Genomic DNA, 16,216 nt, shown 5'->3' on the forward strand with positions numbered 1-16,216 from the left:
CTATCTGCGGAATGCCCTACCTTTTATACGTTACCAGATACTGCCTTAGACCAGCAGTAACAAGGCCAGCACCAGTACGGCACCAAAGCCCATGGAAGCAACGTACCAGCGCAACTGACCATTCGCACTGAGCGCCAGCCCACGGTTACCCCAACGGGTAACCGTAGCCGGAAGCGTCATCAATGCATTTAACGGATCACGCTGCAACAGCTTCGCGATAGCCAGATACGGTTTAACAAAGACATGGTCGTACAACCAGTCGAAGCCCCACGCGTGGAACCACCAGGTCGAGAAGAAACGACCCGGAGCACTCTTCGCGATGCTATTCACCGCCTGACGTTTACCCAGCCACAGCACAGCAGCAAGCAGAATACCGGCAATCGCCACCACGCCAGAGGTAATTTCCAGCGTCATCAACTGGCCGTGTTCAAGCTCAGTCGTCGCCGGCAATACACCGTGCAACGGCGGAACAATCATCGCACCAATAAAGGTGGACAGAATCATCAGCACAACCAGCGGTAAGTGGTGAGAAATGCCTTTTCCTGCATGCGCTTTGGTTTTCTCTTCACCGTGGAACACGATGAAAATCATACGGAACGTATACAGCGAGGTCATGAAAGCACCGGCCAAGCCAGCCACCATCAGATTGACGTGACCATTTGCCCATGCGCCAGCCAGAATCTCGTCTTTACTGAAGAAGCCTGCGGTAACCAGCGGCAGTGCAGCCAGCGCCGCGCCCCCGACCAGGAAGCAAACATAAACCAGTGGAATCGTTTTACGCAGGCCGCCCATCTTGAAGATGTTCTGCTCGTGGTGGCAGGCCAGAATCACCGAACCAGACGAGAGGAACAGCAGCGCTTTAAAGAACGCGTGCGTCATCAGGTGGAAAATCGCGGCATCCCATGCCTGAACGCCCAGCGCCAGGAACATGTAACCAATCTGGCTCATGGTAGAGTAAGCCAAGACGCGCTTGATGTCGGTTTGAACCAGAGCGGCAAAACCCGCCAGCACCAGCGTGACTGCACCCACAATACCGACCAGATGCAGAACATCCGGCGCCATCAGGAACAGGCCGTTTGTACGTGCAATCAGGTAAACGCCCGCGGTAACCATCGTCGCGGCGTGGATCAGAGCAGATACTGGTGTTGGACCAGCCATCGCATCCGCCAGCCAGGTTTGCAGCGGCAGCTGTGCCGATTTACCGACTGCACCACCCAGCAACATCAGCGTAGCCCAGGTGATTTCCGGTGAACCTTCAGCCAGTTTCTGCGGTGCCAATACCATCAGCTCGCGGAAGTTAAGCGTACCCAGTTCTTTGTAAAGGATGAACAGGGCAAAGGCGAGGAAGACGTCACCCACACGCGTAACGATGAAGGCTTTCATCGCCGCCGCACCGTTCTTCGGATTGGTGTAGTAGAAACCGATCAGCAGGTAACTGCAGAGCCCCACCCCTTCCCAACCGAGGTACATCAACAACAGGTTATCCGCCAGTACCAGAACAACCATACTCGCGATGAACAGGTTGGTGTAGGCGAAGAAGCGGGAGTATCCCTCTTCCCCACGCATGTACCAGGAAGCAAACAGGTGGATAAAGAAACCAACGCCCGTTACAACGGACAGCATCGTCACCGAAAGGCCATCGAGCGTCAGCGTTACGCTGATGTCGAAGTTGCCAACGGTCATCCATGTCCACAGATGTTGATTAAAGAAGGTCACGCCACCGTGCTGTTGGCCCATGAAATCGACCACAACCCAAGCGGTAACCAACGCTGCCAGACCAATCGAGCCAACACCGACGGTCGCGGACGTATTTTCCGACCAGCGACCGCGGGAAAATGCCAGCAACAGAAAGCCGAGCAGCGGGAAGAGTATTGTTAAATAGAGTAAGTTCATCCGCGCATCTCACTGACTGTATCAATATTCAGGGTCTGACGACGACGATACATTTGCAGCAACAGTGCCAGACCAATACTGGCCTCGGCCGCTGCCAGCGTAATCGCCAGAATGTACATAACCTGACCATCCGGCTGCTGCCAATAGCTGCCTGCGACAACAAAAGCCAGCGCGGCAGCGTTGATCATAATTTCGAGACTGATCAACATAAACAGCAGGTTACGACGAATCAACAGACCAGTCAGCCCGAGAACAAACAGAATAGCGGCTAAAATTAACCCATGTTGTAACGGAATCATGCGCGTTCCCCCGTTATTTTCTTCTCAACGTCCTGGTTCGCGCCTTCTTTATTGACAACGTCACCACGTTTATCTTCACGACCAATGTGGAAAGCGACAACCAATCCCGCCAGCAGCAGCATTGATGCCAATTCAACGGCCAGCACATAAGGCCCAAACAGACTGATACCCACGGCCTTCGCCTCAACTGGCGTACCCGTGATGCCCTGATCTTTCAGACTAAGAATGGCATTGACGACAATCACCAGTAACGCCAGTGAAAGAATGCTCGGACCAATCCAGACGCTGGGTTTCAACCAATTCCGCTCTTGTTCTTCTACGGAATTACCGAGGTTGAGCATCATGACCACGAACACAAACAGCACCATGATGGCACCTGCATACACAATGATGCTCAGCGCGCCGGCAAAATTAGCCCCCAGCGAGAAAAATACGCCCGCAATCGCCATGAGCGAGGTGACCATATACAACAATGCATGCACAGGATTGGTATGCGTAATGACGCGCAACGTCGCCAGTATCGCAATCAAGCCTGTGGTATAAAAAGCGAATTCCATGCTAGCTCCTTAGGGCAACAGGCCTTTGACATCAATGGGTTTGGCTTCGTTTTCAGCTTCGCCTTTGTCTTTCCCATCGATTGCCATACCAGCCATCCGGTAGAAATTGTATTCCGGATATTTACCCGGCCCCGATATCAGCAAATCTTCTTTCTCGTACACCAGATCCTGACGTTTGTAGTCGCCCATCTCGAAATCCGGCGTCAGCTGGATAGCGGTTGTCGGGCATGCTTCTTCACAGAAGCCACAGAAAATGCAGCGCGAGAAGTTGACGCGGAAGAACTCCGGATACCAGCGACCATCTTTGGTTTCCGCTTTCTGCAATGAGATACAGCCGACCGGACAGGCCACCGCACACAGGTTGCAGGCAACGCAACGCTCTTCACCATCAGGATCGCGCGTCAGCACGATACGACCACGGTAGCGCGGCGGTGGATTCACAGGCTCTTCTGGATACATTCTGGTTTCGCGCTTCTTAAAAGCGTTCGATCCCACCATACAGATACTGCGTATCTGGGTGCCGAAACCAACCACTAACTCTTTCAATGTCATGGTTTATTCACCCCTTCTTAAGCGTTGTACAAAATGACGGCCGCTGTCGCCAGCAGATTCAAAAGCGTTATCGGCAGACAGACTTTCCAACCGAAAGACATCACCTGGTCATAACGCGGACGGGGTAACGAAGCACGAATCAGGATGAACATCATCATGAAAAAGCCTGTTTTCAGCGCAAACCAGACAAACGGAGGCAGGATTGGACCATGCCAGCCACCGAAGAATAAGGTCACCATCAGCGCGGAAACGGTCACGATCCCGATATATTCCCCGACAAAGAACAGACCGAATTTCATACCGGAGTATTCAATGTGGTAACCATCTGCCAGTTCCTGTTCAGCTTCAGGCTGGTCAAACGGGTGACGGTGACACACCGCCACGCCTGCGATGGCAAACGTAATAAAGCCGAAGAACTGCGGGATCACGTTCCACAGGTGTTCCTGAGAATCGACGATGTCACGCATGTTGAACGAGCCCGCTTGCGCGACAACCCCCATCAGCGACAGGCCGATGAACACTTCGTAGCTTACGGTCTGAGCAGAAGCACGTACCGCACCGAGCAGCGAGTATTTGTTGTTACTCGCCCAGCCGGCAAACAGCACCGCGTAAACGGCCAAACCCGCCATCATCAGGAAGAACAGGATACCGATGTTCAGATCGGCGACACCCCAGGTTGGCGTGATCGGCACAATCGCAAAGGCAATCAGCATTGACGTAAACGCGATCATCGGCGCCAGTGTGAAGATCACCTTATCGGTGAAATTCGGCACCCAGTCTTCTTTGAAGAACATTTTGATCATGTCAGCGACAAGCTGCAATGAACCGCCCCAACCTACCCGGTTCGGTCCATAACGTCCCTGGAAGAGGCCGAGCAGTCGACGTTCACCCATACTCATGAATGCGCCACAGGTCACCACAACCAGCAGAATCACGATCGCTTTTCCGACAGAGATCAGAATCTCGATTAATTCCGGTGTTAACCAACTCATTGTGCGGCCTCCCGCAGATTTTCAACGGTTGCACCCGCCAGCATCGGTGCAATACCCGGTAAGCCCAGCGGTAAACCAACCTGTCCCTGACTCAATGCCGCACTTAAGCGCAGTGGCAGACGTAGCGTTTGTCCTGCACAGGTCAATTCCAGCAACGTACCGGCGTTCACGCCCAGCGTTGCCGCATCAGCCGGGTTCACCATCACGTAAGGCTCTGGCATACGCTGCTGAATCACGTCAGAACGCTGTGACATTTCATCACTACCAAACAGGTGATAGTACGGCGCAACGCGCCATTGACCCGCTTGTGGGACGAAAGCCGCAGGAATGTTGTCGAAATACGCCAGCGAACCTTCTCCGGCTTCGATCATACGCACACCCGGATCGCCATGACGCAGATGTCCGCCCACTTCGTCCTGGAATTTGTTCCAGGCTTGCGGTGAGTTCCAGCCTGGCGCCCAGGCAAACGGAATCTGCTGACGATTAGCTGTCGGGCTGTTGTTCCCTTCCATTGAGAAGGCAAACATAGTGTCTTTATCGACGGGCTGACGCGGTTCATGCACGCTGATATTGGCACGCATCGCAGTACGGCCGCTGGAGCGAATCGGTGAACGCGACAGTTTCTGACCACGAATACGGAACGAGGCATCAGGCGCGGCATCTTTAATTGCAGTCAACTGTGGCAATTCAGCAACACACGCATCAATCACGTTATCCAGCTGCGTCCAGTCAACCTGACGGCTGTTATAGGTGATATACAGCGAGTGCAGCCAGCGCCAGCTTTCCAGCATCACAATTTTGTCGTTGTAATACGTTGGGTCATAAACCTGGAAGAAACGCTGAGCGCGGCCTTCCTGATTCACCAACGTACCGTCGCTTTCAGCAAAGCTGGCGGCAGACAGAATGATGCTGGCCTTATCCATGATGCGAGTACGCTGATGGTCAACCACAATCAGGTTCTCAGCTTTTTCCAGCGCCGCGTCAACGCGAGCGATTGGGGCATGACGGTAGAGATCGTTTTCCAGAACCACCACGCTGTCAGCGTCGCCGTTTTCCAACTGCGTCAGCGCGTCATCCAGCGAACCGCCACCCATGATTGACAACCCGATGCTGTTAGCAGCAGGCGCAACAAAGGTAATGCCAACGTCAGAGCCGCGATTTTTCAGCGCCTTGGCAACGTTTGCAGCAGCAGAGATCACGTCTTCGCTGCCAGCATTGGTGCCGGAGATGATGAGTGGTTTTCTCGCACCGGCCAGTGCCTGTACGATGATATCGACTTTCTGGTCGAGACCCGCAGCCAGATCGGTAACTGCTGGTGCGCTGTTATCCAGACCGTGTGCGATAGCGAAACCAAGACGTGCCTGATCGGCAACCGGCGCACGGTAGTTCCATGCAGCGATATCGTCCAGACGGGTGTTGTCGACGTTGGTGACAAACAGCGGGTGCTTGGCATGCTGACCGATGTTCATGATCGCCGCAATCTGCCAGTCAGCCACTTTCTGCGCGGCTGCCATTTCGCGAGCTTTGCCTTTCACGGCCTGACGCACAGCCAGTGCGATACGCGCACCCGTCTGCGTCAAGTCTTCACCCAGGATCAGAACCGCATCGTAGCCTTCGATCTCACGCAGCGCTGGCGTTCTCACACCGCTTTCACGCAGCACTTTCAGGATCAGTTGCAGACGATTTTGTTCTTCCTGCGCGATACCGGTGTAGAAGTTCTCAGCACCCACCAGTTCACGCAACGCGAAGTTGCTTTCGATGCTAGCGCGCGGTGAACCGATACCGATCGTTTTCTTCGCCTGACGCAGCACATCCGCCGCACCTTGCAATGCCTGATCGGCATTCAGCGCGATCCAGTCATTACCACGACGTTGCAGCGGCTGATTCGGACGATCTTTCTGGTTGACATAGCCGTAACCAAAACGGCCGCGGTCACACAGGAAATAGTGGTTTACGCTACCGTTGAAACGGTTTTCGATACGACGCAGTTCGCCATAGCGTTCACCGGGGCTGGTATTACAGCCGATGCTGCACTGTTGGCAGACGCTCGGTGCAAACTGCATATCCCATTTACGGTTATAGCGCTCAGAGTGCGTTTTATCGGTGAATACACCGGTCGGACACACTTCAACCAGGTTGCCGGAGAACTCGCTTTCCAGCGTGCCATCTTCCGGACGACCGAAGTAGACGTTGTCATGTGCGCCGTAAACGCCGAGATCTTTGCCATCCGCGTAGTCTTTGTAGTAACGCACGCAGCGATAGCACGCGATACAGCGGTTCATCTCATGAGAAATGAACGGCCCGAGATCCTGATTGCGGTGGGTACGTTTGGTGAAGCGATAGCGACGGAAATTCTGCCCCGTCATCACCGTCATATCCTGCAAATGACAGTTACCGCCTTCCTCACACACCGGACAATCGTGCGGGTGGTTGGTCATCAGAAACTCAACTATCGTCTTACGGAATAGCTTCGCTTCTTCATCTTCAATCGCGATGAACGTTCCTTCGGTTGCCGGTGTCATACAAGACATCACCAGACGACCGCGGGTGTCTTCCGCGTTTTGGTACTGTTTTACCGCACAGAGGCGGCAGGATCCGACGCTCCCGAGCGCGGGGTGCCAGCAAAAGTAAGGAATATCAAGTCCCAGAGTCAGGCAAGCTTCCAGAAGGTTGTCTGCTCCGTTTACTTCATACTCTTTGCCGTCTACATGAATAGTAGCCATAGTCAGCATGCTTCCATAATGGCCCGTGTTACCACGAGCGCTAATCAAAAATTCTGTATACCCTCATCTTTCAAGCCGCAAATGCGTTGGCTACCTGCGCCTTGAAATCTATTGGGTTTATGAGGGTGGCTTATTTGCGCCACCCTGCGGATACATTCACTGCATCTCGCACGTGTTGATCGATAGCTTACCAGCGCTCTTTCAACAGGTTAGGCTGAATACCGCCAATCGCTTTAAGATTGCCTAAATACTGTTTAGAGATACCCGCTTCGAATTCTTCCCGGAAATACTTGATGGCACTTTGCAGCGGCTCGACCGCACCCGGCGCATGCGCGCAGAAGGTGTTACCCGGACCGAGAAAACGGCAAAGTTGCTCCAGCGTTTCAATGTCACCAGGTTGGCCTTCGCCATTCTCCAGCGCACGCAGAATCTTCACGCTCCACGGCAGGCCATCGCGGCACGGCGTACACCAGCCACAGGATTCACGGGAGAAGAATTCTTCGAGATTGCGCGTCAGCGAAACCATATTGATTTCGTGATCGACGGCCATCGCCAGCGCGGTACCCATACGGCTACCGGCTTTCGCAATGTGCTCAAAATCCATTGGCAGATCGAGATGGCTTTCCGTCAGGAAATCCGTACCGGCACCACCCGGTTGCCAGGCTTTCAGCTTCAGACCATCGCGCATACCGCCCGCGTAGTCTTCCAGAATTTCACGCGCAGTCGTACCGAACGGCAGTTCCCACAGGCCCGGGTTCTTGACGCGGCCGGAGAAGCCCATCAGTTTCGTGCCTGCATCTTTACTTTTACCCGCAGACAGCCCCTGATACCACGCCGCACCGTGTTCGATAATCGCCGGTACGTTACACAGCGTTTCCACGTTGTTGACGCAGGTCGGTTTACCCCAAACGCCCGCAGATGCCGGGAAAGGCGGCTTGGAGCGAGGGTTGGCACGACGGCCTTCCAGTGAGTTAATCAGTGCGGTTTCTTCACCGCAGATATAACGCCCAGCGCCCGTATGCACGAACAGCTCGAAATCAAATCCGCTGCCCAGAATATTTTTGCCCAGCAGGCCAGCCGCTTTCGCTTCTTCGATTGCGCGACGCAGGTGAACGGCAGCTTCGATATATTCACCGCGCAGGAAGATGTAGCCACGGTAGGCTTTCAGCGCAAAGGCGCTGATCAGCATGCCTTCAACCAGCAGATGCGGCTCTTGCTCCATCAGCAGGCGGTCTTTATAAGTACCGGGCTCCATCTCATCCGCGTTACACAGCAGGTAGCGGATATTCATGCTTTCGTCTTTCGGCATCAGGCTCCACTTCAAGCCCGTCGAAAAGCCCGCGCCGCCACGCCCTTTCAGGCCAGCGTCTTTAACCAGTGAGACCACTTCATCCTGCGCCATGCCGGTTAACGCTTTTTGCGCGGCGACATAGCCGTTTTTGCTGCGATATTCATCCAGCCATACCGGCTGTTTGTCTGCACGTAAACGCCAGGTCAGAGGATGCTGCTCAGCAGTCAGAACAATGTCTTTACTCATTGATACTGCTCCAATAACGATTCAATTCCTTCCGGCGTCACATGGGTATGGGTATCTTCGTCAATCATCATTGACGGCCCCTTGTCACAGTTCCCCAGGCAGCAGGTCGGCAACAGCGTGAAACGTCCATCGAACGTTGTCTGTCCCGGTTTGATGCTGAGCTTACGCTCCAGCGCAGCCTGAACGCCCTGATAGCCATTGATGTGGCACACGACGCTATCGCAATAGCGAATAACATGACGCCCGACAGGCTGACGGAAAATCTGGCTGTAGAACGTTGCTACACCTTCCACGTCACTGGCGGGGATACCCAGCAGGTCGGCAATCGCGTGGATAGCACCATCAGGCACCCAGCCGCGTTCTTTCTGCACAATTTTCAGTGCTTCGATTGACGCGGCGCGTGCATCTTCGTAGTGATGTTTTTCGTGCTCAATAGCGTCACGTTCGGCGTCACTCAATACAAAAGCATTGTCTTTTGTCAGCGAGTCGGCAGCAGGTTGTCCCTGAGCGTCAATATGATCGTGATTGTTGTGATCATGCATAATTAGCGGTCCACATCTGACATTACGAAATCAATACTGCCGAGGTAAACGATCAGGTCGGATACCAGACATCCGCGAATTACAGAAGGAATCTGTTGCAGATGCGCATAGCTCGGCGTGCGAATACGGGTACGGTAGCTCATCGTGCCGCCGTCACTGGTCAGGTAATAGCTGTTAATGCCCTTCGTTGCCTCAACCATCTGGAATGATTCATTGGCAGGCATAACCGGTCCCCAGGAAACCTGAAGGAAGTGGTTAATCAGCGTATCGATATGCTGCAACGTGCGCTCTTTTGGCGGCGGCGTCGTCAGCGGGTGATCCGCTTTGAACGGGCCTTCCGGCATGTTCTTGAGGCACTGATCCAGAATACGTAAGCTCTGACGCAGTTCTTCAACTTTCAGCATAACGCGGCTATAACAATCGCTGATGCCGTCGCCTACTGGCACTTCAAAGTCAAAGTTTTCATAGCCGGAATACGGACGCCATTTACGCACGTCAAAACCGATACCAGTAGCACGCAGACCTGCACCCGTTACGCCCCATTCCAATGCTTCTTTCGCATTGTAGGCAGCAACGCCCTGAGTACGGCCTTTCAGAATGGTGTTCTGCAATGCAGATTTGACATAGGTGTCCAAACGAGCCGGCATCCAGTCAAGGAATTCACGCAGCAGACGTTCCCAACCGCGTGGCAGATCGTGCGCCACACCGCCAATACGGAACCACGCCGGGTGCATACGGAAGCCGGTAATCGCTTCAACCAAATCGTAAATTTTCTGGCGGTCAGTAAACGCAAAGAACACCGGTGTCATCGCACCGACGTCCTGAATATAGGTACTGATATACAGCAGATGGCTATTAATACGGAACAGCTCAGACAGCATGACGCGAATCGTCTTGACGCGATCCGGCACCTCAATGCCAGCCAGTTTTTCCACGGCCAGTACGTACGGCATTTCGTTAACGCAGCCGCCGAGGTATTCAATACGGTCAGTATAAGGAATGTAGCTGTGCCAGGACTGGCGCTCGCCCATTTTCTCCGCACCGCGATGGTGGTAACCCACATCAGGCACGCAGTCGACGATTTCTTCGCCATCCAATTGCAGGATAATACGGAACGCACCGTGTGAAGATGGGTGGTTCGGACCGAGGTTGAGGAACATGAAGTCCTCATTTTCAGTACCGCGCTTCATTCCCCACTCTTCCGGTTTGAACGTCAGCGATTCCATTTCCAGATCTTCTTTCTGCTTGGTCAGCTCGAAAGGATCGAATTCGGTCGCACGCGCCGGATAATCTTTACGTAACGGATGCCCTTCCCACGTCTGCGGCATCATGATGCGCGTCAGGTGCGGGTGACCATCAAAGGTCATACCGAACATTTCCCACGTTTCCCGCTCATACCAGTTGGCATTCGGGAACAGCTTGGTCACGGTCGGCAAATGCATATCATTTTCAGCCAACGCGACTTTCAGCATGATGTCGCGGTTACGCTCGATAGAAATGAGATGATAAAAGACGGAGTAGTCGGCGGCAGGTAAACCTTCACGATGGGTGCGCAGGCGCTCATCCATACCGTGCAGGTCAAACAGCATCACATAAGGCTTTGGCTGTTTTTTCAGGAATGCGACAACATCCAGTAATTGCTCACGTTTGACCCACACAACAGGGATACCTGTGCGGGTTGCCTGTACAGTAAATGCATCTGGTCCAAAACGGTTACACAGTTCGCCAACGACCGGATCGTTAAGATGATCGCGGGTTTGCCAGCCTGGCTGAGCGAGATCGTGTGTCGTTAAATCTGTCATAAATATGTCACCACATTAAATGTGCTATTTCTGTAGCTGATAATGACCGCACACTATTATCGGGGTATTACACGGCCACCGGGTTTATCATCTACAGGTCAAATCTCATCAGGCGAACGCAGGTTAGTCACAGCGATTCGTTCGCCGCGTTTGCGCTCACGCTCAGATTGCATGTTGGCGCGGTAAACGCCCTGTTCACCCACCACCCATGACAGAGGGCGGCGTTCTTTACCGATGGATTCTTTCAGCAGCAACAGCGCTTGCATGTAAGCTTCAGGACGCGGAGGGCAGCCCGGAATATACACATCAACAGGCAGGAATTTATCTACGCCCTGAACGACGGAATAAATATCGTACATACCGCCGGAGTTAGCACATGCACCCATGGAGATAACCCATTTAGGCTCAAGCATTTGCTCATACAGACGCTGAATAACAGGGGCCATCTTGGTAAAGCAGGTTCCCGCTACCACCATGAAGTCGGCCTGACGTGGCGACGCACGCAGAACCTCAGCACCAAAACGCGCCACGTCATGAACAGCGGTAAATGACGTCACCATTTCTACGTAGCAACAGGACAAGCCAAAGTTGTACGGCCACAGGGAGTTCTGACGACCCCAGTTCACCGTATCGTGTAATGCATGTTCCAGTTTGCCCATGTAGACACTGCGGTGAACATGTTGCTCCAGAGGGTCGGAAACGATCTCCTGACGTTGCAGGGGATAACGGTCATTCTCACCGTCCGGCTCTATGCGGGTGAGCGTATAGTCCATCTTAAAATGCCTCGCTGTTACTGCGGATGATTGTTGGTAGTGTTGATGATGTCTGATTTAACGACTTGTCTCTTGGAACGTACCGGGGTCCAGTCAAGTGCCCCAACGCGAACCAGGTAAATCAAACCAGCCAACAGCACCAAAATGAAAATGGTTGCTTCAATGAAGCCAATCCAGCCGCTTTCTTTGATAGACACAGCCCAAGCGTAAAGATAGAGGGCTTCAACGTCGAAGATAACGAAGAACATAGCGACAAGATAAAATTTAGCAGACAGGCGTAACCGCGCTGAACCTACGGAGTCGATACCGGATTCATAAGGTACGTTTTTGGCCCTGCCTTTTGCTCTTCCCCCCAGCAAGAATCCACCGGTCAGCATGAAGACGCAAAGGCCTACGGCAATGATAAGGAATAGCCCAAATGCCCAATGATGGGCGAGGATTTCAGTAGTTGTTGACATTCTCTTTGCTTACTCATCAAAAGTGGCGGGTAACATCTCTGCTCTATTATCGGCAGTTAATGCGCCACATCGATTAAAAGGAAGGATTAATAACCACAAAAAAGCACGGAAACGTATCAGGTAAGCCTTGCTTGGTATGGTTGAGCCCCTAAATTTGTAACCTTTTTTTCAACCTTACTAAAAATAACAGTACATTACTTTACATGCACGCTGTTTTGTTAACATTTTGTGTTCTCACCCGCAGCTAAATCGAGTCAGTACTTTTGTCAGTTAACCAATGTGCAGCAGCACAGGAAGCAAGTTCACTGCGTCACTATACCATTTTCACAGAAAATGCCTGTTCCCCCATGTGGTTATTAGGGGTATTTTTTGATCCAGCACACATTTTTACCAATTTAGTTAGTAAAAAAATCAAGATGATGCTGGACAAGGTTTGACGCTATTTTCCATAACATTATTTTAAAAAAATAGAACCGGCGTTTTATAAAATGGAAAGGGTCATTAATCTCGCCACGCCTAGCCTATTGATGTGAAATGGAAAATGCAAAGTGGGATCGGCGTGAAAAAATCAGGCCAAGAAGGCGCTGCCGATGTGGGTTTAACACGTTAGTCATAAATCATCATCATTCGGGGTGCATCCCTACCCTCCCGAATGATACTTAACTACCCATTACGATTAGATCGCGTCCTTCAGTGACGGATCGGAAGACAGTTTTCCATTCGCGCTGTTTGCTAACATGCTGACAGGCGTAATGTGAGAGGGCTTCCCTGATTCAATCACATTGAAAATTGCCGTCGCCAGTTCGTTCTCCTGGTTAGGGTTCTGGCAGAGGAAATAACGTGTTTCAGGCAATCTCGGCAACCCTTCCTCCTCGCCTAATACCCGCAGTTCCGGGCTCATCATTTCTACTGAACGCACGGTGATACCCATGCCGGCCTTCACCGCAGCCCGCACCGCAGACAGCGTTGAAGCCACATAAGCAATTCTCCAGGGGATCCCTGCGGCCGTCAGCTGCTGCGTAGCCAGCGTACGGAAAGGGCTCGGTTCATCCAGAACAACCAGAGGCACGGGTTCTTGCGCTCGGAACTGATAATCCGCGGCGCAGTACCATAGCGTCGGAGAACTACGCAATAACACATGAGGAAACACCACGCCGTTCATTGTGGTAATGACCAGATCTATTTTTCCCTCATTCAGCATCTCCATCATTTCAGCGCTACGTTTTACGCTGACATTGACGGAGAGTTTAGGAAATACAGATGTCACTCGGTGTAAAATATAAGGAAGGATAGTGTCTGCAGTATCGTCAGACGCCCCAATGGTCAGCGTACCCTGAATATCGCTGTACATTAATGAAATACAGGCTTCATCATTGAATTGTAATATTTTTCTGGCATAACCCAGAAACTGAATACCATGTTCGGTCAGCAGTTTATTACGCCCGTGTCGAGCAAAAAGCTCCTTTCCGATGAGTTGCTCCAGCCGCTGCATCTGCTGGCTGACAGCCGATTGAGTTCGATTAACTGCCGCCGCCGCAGCTGCAAACGTATTTAAATCTGCAACGGCAACAAACGTCCTCAGTAAATCAAGATCGAGATTAAGTACTGGTCGATTTGCACTGGTCATACGATTTTTCACTTATCTATTTTAATTTTAACAAAATATTCCTGGTGTTTTATTACATGTACAGGTAATGACCGATACATTTAAAGACACTATCGCAGACGCACGATAAGGGCAAAAAAATACTTATATTTCGTTACCACTATCGCCTTTCCATTGGTAAGACATCATGTAATTAAATGGCTCACCAGCCTTAATCCTTAATTCAATAACAACGGCACCTTCCCTTTATTTCATCTTGCGAAATAAATACGCTCCACACTTAAATAAACGAGATCTCCCTGTCACCCTATTTTGGCGCTAAAAAAGTGCGGCATGAACAGTCGTCCGCACCCCTACCATATCGCACCATCCAACGAGTACACAACTATATAGTGCAGATGCGCAATCATTTGCAGCGAAAGCGATAATCATTCTTCAAAAGGTACTATAGGAGGAGTACATTAAGCAGGTTATGCTATTCCGTCTGGGAATATGCGCTCTCTGCAAAAGGTTCGTACTATTTATGTCTCCGATTGAAAAATCCAAGAAGCTGGAGAACGTATGCTATGACATCCGTGGCCCAGTCTTAAAGGAAGCCAAGCGGCTTGAAGAAGAAGGCAATAAAGTCCTTAAACTGAATATTGGCAACCCTGCCCCTTTCGGCTTCGAGGCACCGGACGAAATTCTGGTCGATGTCATCCGTAACCTGCCAACGGCACAGGGCTACTGTGATTCCAAAGGCCTCTATTCCGCCCGTAAGGCTATCGTTCAGCACTATCAGGCGCGGGATATGCGCGATATGACGGTCGAAGACGTCTATATCGGTAACGGTGTTTCCGAACTCATCGTGCAATCCATGCAGGCGCTGCTTAATCCGGGTGATGAAATGCTGGTCCCTGCGCCGGATTACCCGCTTTGGACCGCCGCAGTTTCCCTGTCTAACGGCAATGCCGTTCACTATCTCTGCGATGAATCCTCCGATTGGTTCCCCGATCTCGATGATATCCGTAAAAAGATCACGTCCAATACTCGCGGTATTGTGATCATCAACCCGAACAACCCAACGGGTGCGGTCTACAGCAAAGAGCTGCTGCTGGATATCGTAGCGATTGCACGCGAACATAACCTGATCATTTTCGCCGACGAAATTTACGACAAAATTCTGTATGACGATGCGCAGCATCATTCTATTGCCGCTCTCGCGCCGGATCTGCTGACCGTTACGTTCAACGGACTTTCCAAGACCTACCGCGTGGCGGGTTTCCGTCAAGGCTGGATGGTACTGAACGGCCCGAAAAAGCACGCCAAAGGGTACATTGAAGGGCTGGAAATGCTGGCTTCCATGCGTTTGTGTGCCAACGTGCCAATGCAGCATGCGATTCAAACCGCGCTAGGTGGCTATCAAAGCATCAGTGAATTTATTCAGCCCGGCGGACGCCTGTACGAGCAGCGCAACCGTTCCTGGGAGCTGATCAATCAGATTCCCGGCGTGTCGTGCGTAAAACCACGCGGCGCGCTGTATATGTTCCCACGCATTGATGCGAAGCGCTTTAATATCCACGACGACCAAAAACTGGTGCTGGATCTCCTGTTGCAGGAGAAAGTGTTACTGGTTCAGGGAACCGCGTTTAACTGGCCTTACCCGGACCACGTACGCATTGTCACGCTGCCGCGTATTGATGAACTGGACATGGCAATCCACAAGTTAGGGCGTTTTCTGGGGCACTATCACCAATAGCCCAGCAGTCACCGAGCCTATCCTCGCCGGGCAATCACCGCTCGGCGAATACTTCACCTCCGTTTGCATAATCTCTGGCAAGTGCCCACAATAGATGCCCACGATATTGCTATTTCACCGCGCTGTTGTCTGAGAGATCGCCATGAATCAGAGCCACTTTTTCGCCCATTTATCTCGTCTAAAACTCATCAGCCGTTGGCCGCTCATGCGCAACGTGCGCACGGAAAACGTCTCCGAGCACAGCTTGCAGGTCGCCTTTGTCGCCCATGCGCTGGCAGTCATCAAAAACCGCAAATTTGACGGTAGCCTAAATGCAGAACGCATCGCGCTACTGGCGATGTACCATGATGCCAGCGAGGTGCTGACTGGTGACATGCCGACGCCGATCAAGTACTACAACGCGCAGATCGCACATGAGTACAAGAAGATAGAGAAGATTGCACAGCAGAAACTGATTGAAATGTTGCCGGAAGAGTTACAGCAGGATTATCGCATGCTGCTGGATGATAACTACACCAGCGAAGAAGAGCGCGCTATCGTTAAGCAGGCAGACGCACTGTGCGCCTACCTGAAATGTCTGGAAGAGTTATCGGCAGGCAATGCGGAATTCACGCTTGCCAAAGCACGACTGGAAAAAACATTGCAGTTGCGCCACAGCCCGGAAATGGACTATTTCATGACAGTCTTCGTGCCCAGCTTTAGCCTGTCGCTTGACGAAATCAGTCAGGATTCTCCCTTATAACG

14 protein-coding genes are annotated in these 16,216 nt (G+C 52.0%); 2 read left to right on the forward strand and 12 right to left on the reverse strand.

Annotated features, from left to right (window positions below; genetic code table 11):
• Positions 1-45 precede the first annotated feature (45 nt).
• The 12 genes from nuoL to lrhA all read right to left on the reverse strand — a co-directional run bounded on the left by nuoL (position 46) and on the right by lrhA (position 13,755).
• Positions 46-1,893, reverse strand: coding sequence for an NADH-quinone oxidoreductase subunit L (gene nuoL / locus BJJ97_RS19460; protein WP_095995028.1), 1,848 nt, complete (start codon positions 1,891-1,893; stop codon positions 46-48).
• Entirely contained in the window at positions 1,890-2,192 is a 303-nt protein-coding gene (gene nuoK, locus BJJ97_RS19465; RefSeq protein WP_005969835.1) for an NADH-quinone oxidoreductase subunit NuoK, read from the reverse strand. The genes nuoL and nuoK overlap by 4 nt, the downstream gene beginning before the upstream one ends.
• Complete coding sequence (gene nuoJ / locus BJJ97_RS19470; RefSeq protein ID WP_095700048.1) at positions 2,189-2,749, reverse strand: NADH-quinone oxidoreductase subunit J; 561 nt, start codon at positions 2,747-2,749, stop codon at positions 2,189-2,191. Before nuoJ ends, nuoK begins: the two co-directional genes overlap by 4 nt.
• A 9-nt stretch (positions 2,750-2,758) precedes the next feature.
• The gene (gene nuoI / locus BJJ97_RS19475; protein WP_010278884.1) at positions 2,759-3,301 is read right to left on the reverse strand and encodes an NADH-quinone oxidoreductase subunit NuoI; all 543 of its coding nucleotides are present in this window, start codon (positions 3,299-3,301) and stop codon (positions 2,759-2,761) included.
• A 17-nt stretch (positions 3,302-3,318) separates the two neighbouring features.
• Positions 3,319-4,293: an NADH-quinone oxidoreductase subunit NuoH gene (nuoH, locus tag BJJ97_RS19480; protein ID WP_010278889.1), complete on the reverse strand. Its 975-nt coding sequence runs from the start codon at positions 4,291-4,293 to the stop codon at positions 3,319-3,321.
• Entirely contained in the window at positions 4,290-7,016 is a 2,727-nt protein-coding gene (gene nuoG / locus BJJ97_RS19485; protein ID WP_095995029.1) for an NADH-quinone oxidoreductase subunit NuoG, read from the reverse strand. Before nuoG ends, nuoH begins: the two co-directional genes overlap by 4 nt.
• A 187-nt stretch (positions 7,017-7,203) precedes the next feature.
• Positions 7,204-8,553, reverse strand: coding sequence for an NADH-quinone oxidoreductase subunit NuoF (gene nuoF / locus BJJ97_RS19490; RefSeq protein ID WP_039484053.1), 1,350 nt, complete (start codon positions 8,551-8,553; stop codon positions 7,204-7,206).
• A complete protein-coding gene (nuoE, locus tag BJJ97_RS19495) occupies positions 8,550-9,095 on the reverse strand; it encodes an NADH-quinone oxidoreductase subunit NuoE (protein ID WP_010295381.1) in 546 nt (181 codons plus the stop codon). Before nuoE ends, nuoF begins: the two co-directional genes overlap by 4 nt.
• A 2-nt stretch (positions 9,096-9,097) precedes the next feature.
• Positions 9,098-10,897 carry an NADH-quinone oxidoreductase subunit C/D gene (gene nuoC / locus BJJ97_RS19500; protein ID WP_039484051.1) on the reverse strand — a complete coding sequence of 600 codons (1,800 nt, stop codon included), beginning with the start codon at positions 10,895-10,897 and terminating at the stop codon, positions 9,098-9,100.
• A gap of 98 nt (positions 10,898-10,995) precedes the next feature.
• Positions 10,996-11,670: a NuoB/complex I 20 kDa subunit family protein gene (locus tag BJJ97_RS19505; protein WP_005969846.1), complete on the reverse strand. Its 675-nt coding sequence runs from the start codon at positions 11,668-11,670 to the stop codon at positions 10,996-10,998.
• Between the two features lie 17 nt (positions 11,671-11,687).
• Positions 11,688-12,128 (reverse strand): NADH-quinone oxidoreductase subunit A, encoded by a 441-nt coding sequence (locus BJJ97_RS19510; RefSeq protein ID WP_010278904.1) that lies wholly within the window; start codon positions 12,126-12,128, stop codon positions 11,688-11,690.
• Positions 12,129-12,804: 676 nt separating this feature from the next.
• A complete protein-coding gene (gene lrhA / locus BJJ97_RS19515) occupies positions 12,805-13,755 on the reverse strand; it encodes a transcriptional regulator LrhA (RefSeq protein ID WP_095995412.1) in 951 nt (316 codons plus the stop codon).
• Between the two features lie 502 nt (positions 13,756-14,257).
• Here lrhA and BJJ97_RS19520 point away from each other — a divergent pair.
• Positions 14,258-15,472 carry a pyridoxal phosphate-dependent aminotransferase gene (locus BJJ97_RS19520; protein WP_039484049.1) on the forward strand — a complete coding sequence of 405 codons (1,215 nt, stop codon included), beginning with the start codon at positions 14,258-14,260 and terminating at the stop codon, positions 15,470-15,472.
• Positions 15,473-15,614: 142 nt separating this feature from the next.
• Positions 15,615-16,214: a 5'-deoxynucleotidase gene (gene yfbR / locus BJJ97_RS19525; RefSeq protein ID WP_095700051.1), complete on the forward strand. Its 600-nt coding sequence runs from the start codon at positions 15,615-15,617 to the stop codon at positions 16,212-16,214.
• The last annotated feature ends 2 nt before the right edge of the window (positions 16,215-16,216 follow it).

This window comes from Pectobacterium polaris, from assembly GCF_002307355.1.
GTDB lineage: Bacteria > Pseudomonadota > Gammaproteobacteria > Enterobacterales > Enterobacteriaceae > Pectobacterium > Pectobacterium polare.

What these genes read in the sequence shown, in the direction of transcription:
- nuoL (WP_095995028.1), bottom strand. Translation starts at nt 1,893, where the DNA reads ATGAACTTACTCTATTTAACAATACTCTTCCCGCTGCTCGGCTTTCTG.
- nuoK (WP_005969835.1), bottom strand. Translation starts at nt 2,192, where the DNA reads ATGATTCCGTTACAACATGGGTTAATTTTAGCCGCTATTCTGTTTGTT.
- nuoJ (WP_095700048.1), bottom strand. Translation starts at nt 2,749, where the DNA reads ATGGAATTCGCTTTTTATACCACAGGCTTGATTGCGATACTGGCGACG.
- nuoI (WP_010278884.1), bottom strand. Translation starts at nt 3,301, where the DNA reads ATGACATTGAAAGAGTTAGTGGTTGGTTTCGGCACCCAGATACGCAGT.
- nuoH (WP_010278889.1), bottom strand. Translation starts at nt 4,293, where the DNA reads ATGAGTTGGTTAACACCGGAATTAATCGAGATTCTGATCTCTGTCGGA.
- nuoG (WP_095995029.1), bottom strand. Translation starts at nt 7,016, where the DNA reads ATGGCTACTATTCATGTAGACGGCAAAGAGTATGAAGTAAACGGAGCA.
- nuoF (WP_039484053.1), bottom strand. Translation starts at nt 8,553, where the DNA reads ATGAGTAAAGACATTGTTCTGACTGCTGAGCAGCATCCTCTGACCTGG.
- nuoE (WP_010295381.1), bottom strand. Translation starts at nt 9,095, where the DNA reads ATGCATGATCACAACAATCACGATCATATTGACGCTCAGGGACAACCT.
- nuoC (WP_039484051.1), bottom strand. Translation starts at nt 10,897, where the DNA reads ATGACAGATTTAACGACACACGATCTCGCTCAGCCAGGCTGGCAAACC.
- BJJ97_RS19505 (WP_005969846.1), bottom strand. Translation starts at nt 11,670, where the DNA reads ATGGACTATACGCTCACCCGCATAGAGCCGGACGGTGAGAATGACCGT.
- BJJ97_RS19510 (WP_010278904.1), bottom strand. Translation starts at nt 12,128, where the DNA reads ATGTCAACAACTACTGAAATCCTCGCCCATCATTGGGCATTTGGGCTA.
- lrhA (WP_095995412.1), bottom strand. Translation starts at nt 13,755, where the DNA reads ATGACCAGTGCAAATCGACCAGTACTTAATCTCGATCTTGATTTACTG.
- BJJ97_RS19520 (WP_039484049.1), top strand. Translation starts at nt 14,258, where the DNA reads ATGTCTCCGATTGAAAAATCCAAGAAGCTGGAGAACGTATGCTATGAC.
- yfbR (WP_095700051.1), top strand. Translation starts at nt 15,615, where the DNA reads ATGAATCAGAGCCACTTTTTCGCCCATTTATCTCGTCTAAAACTCATC.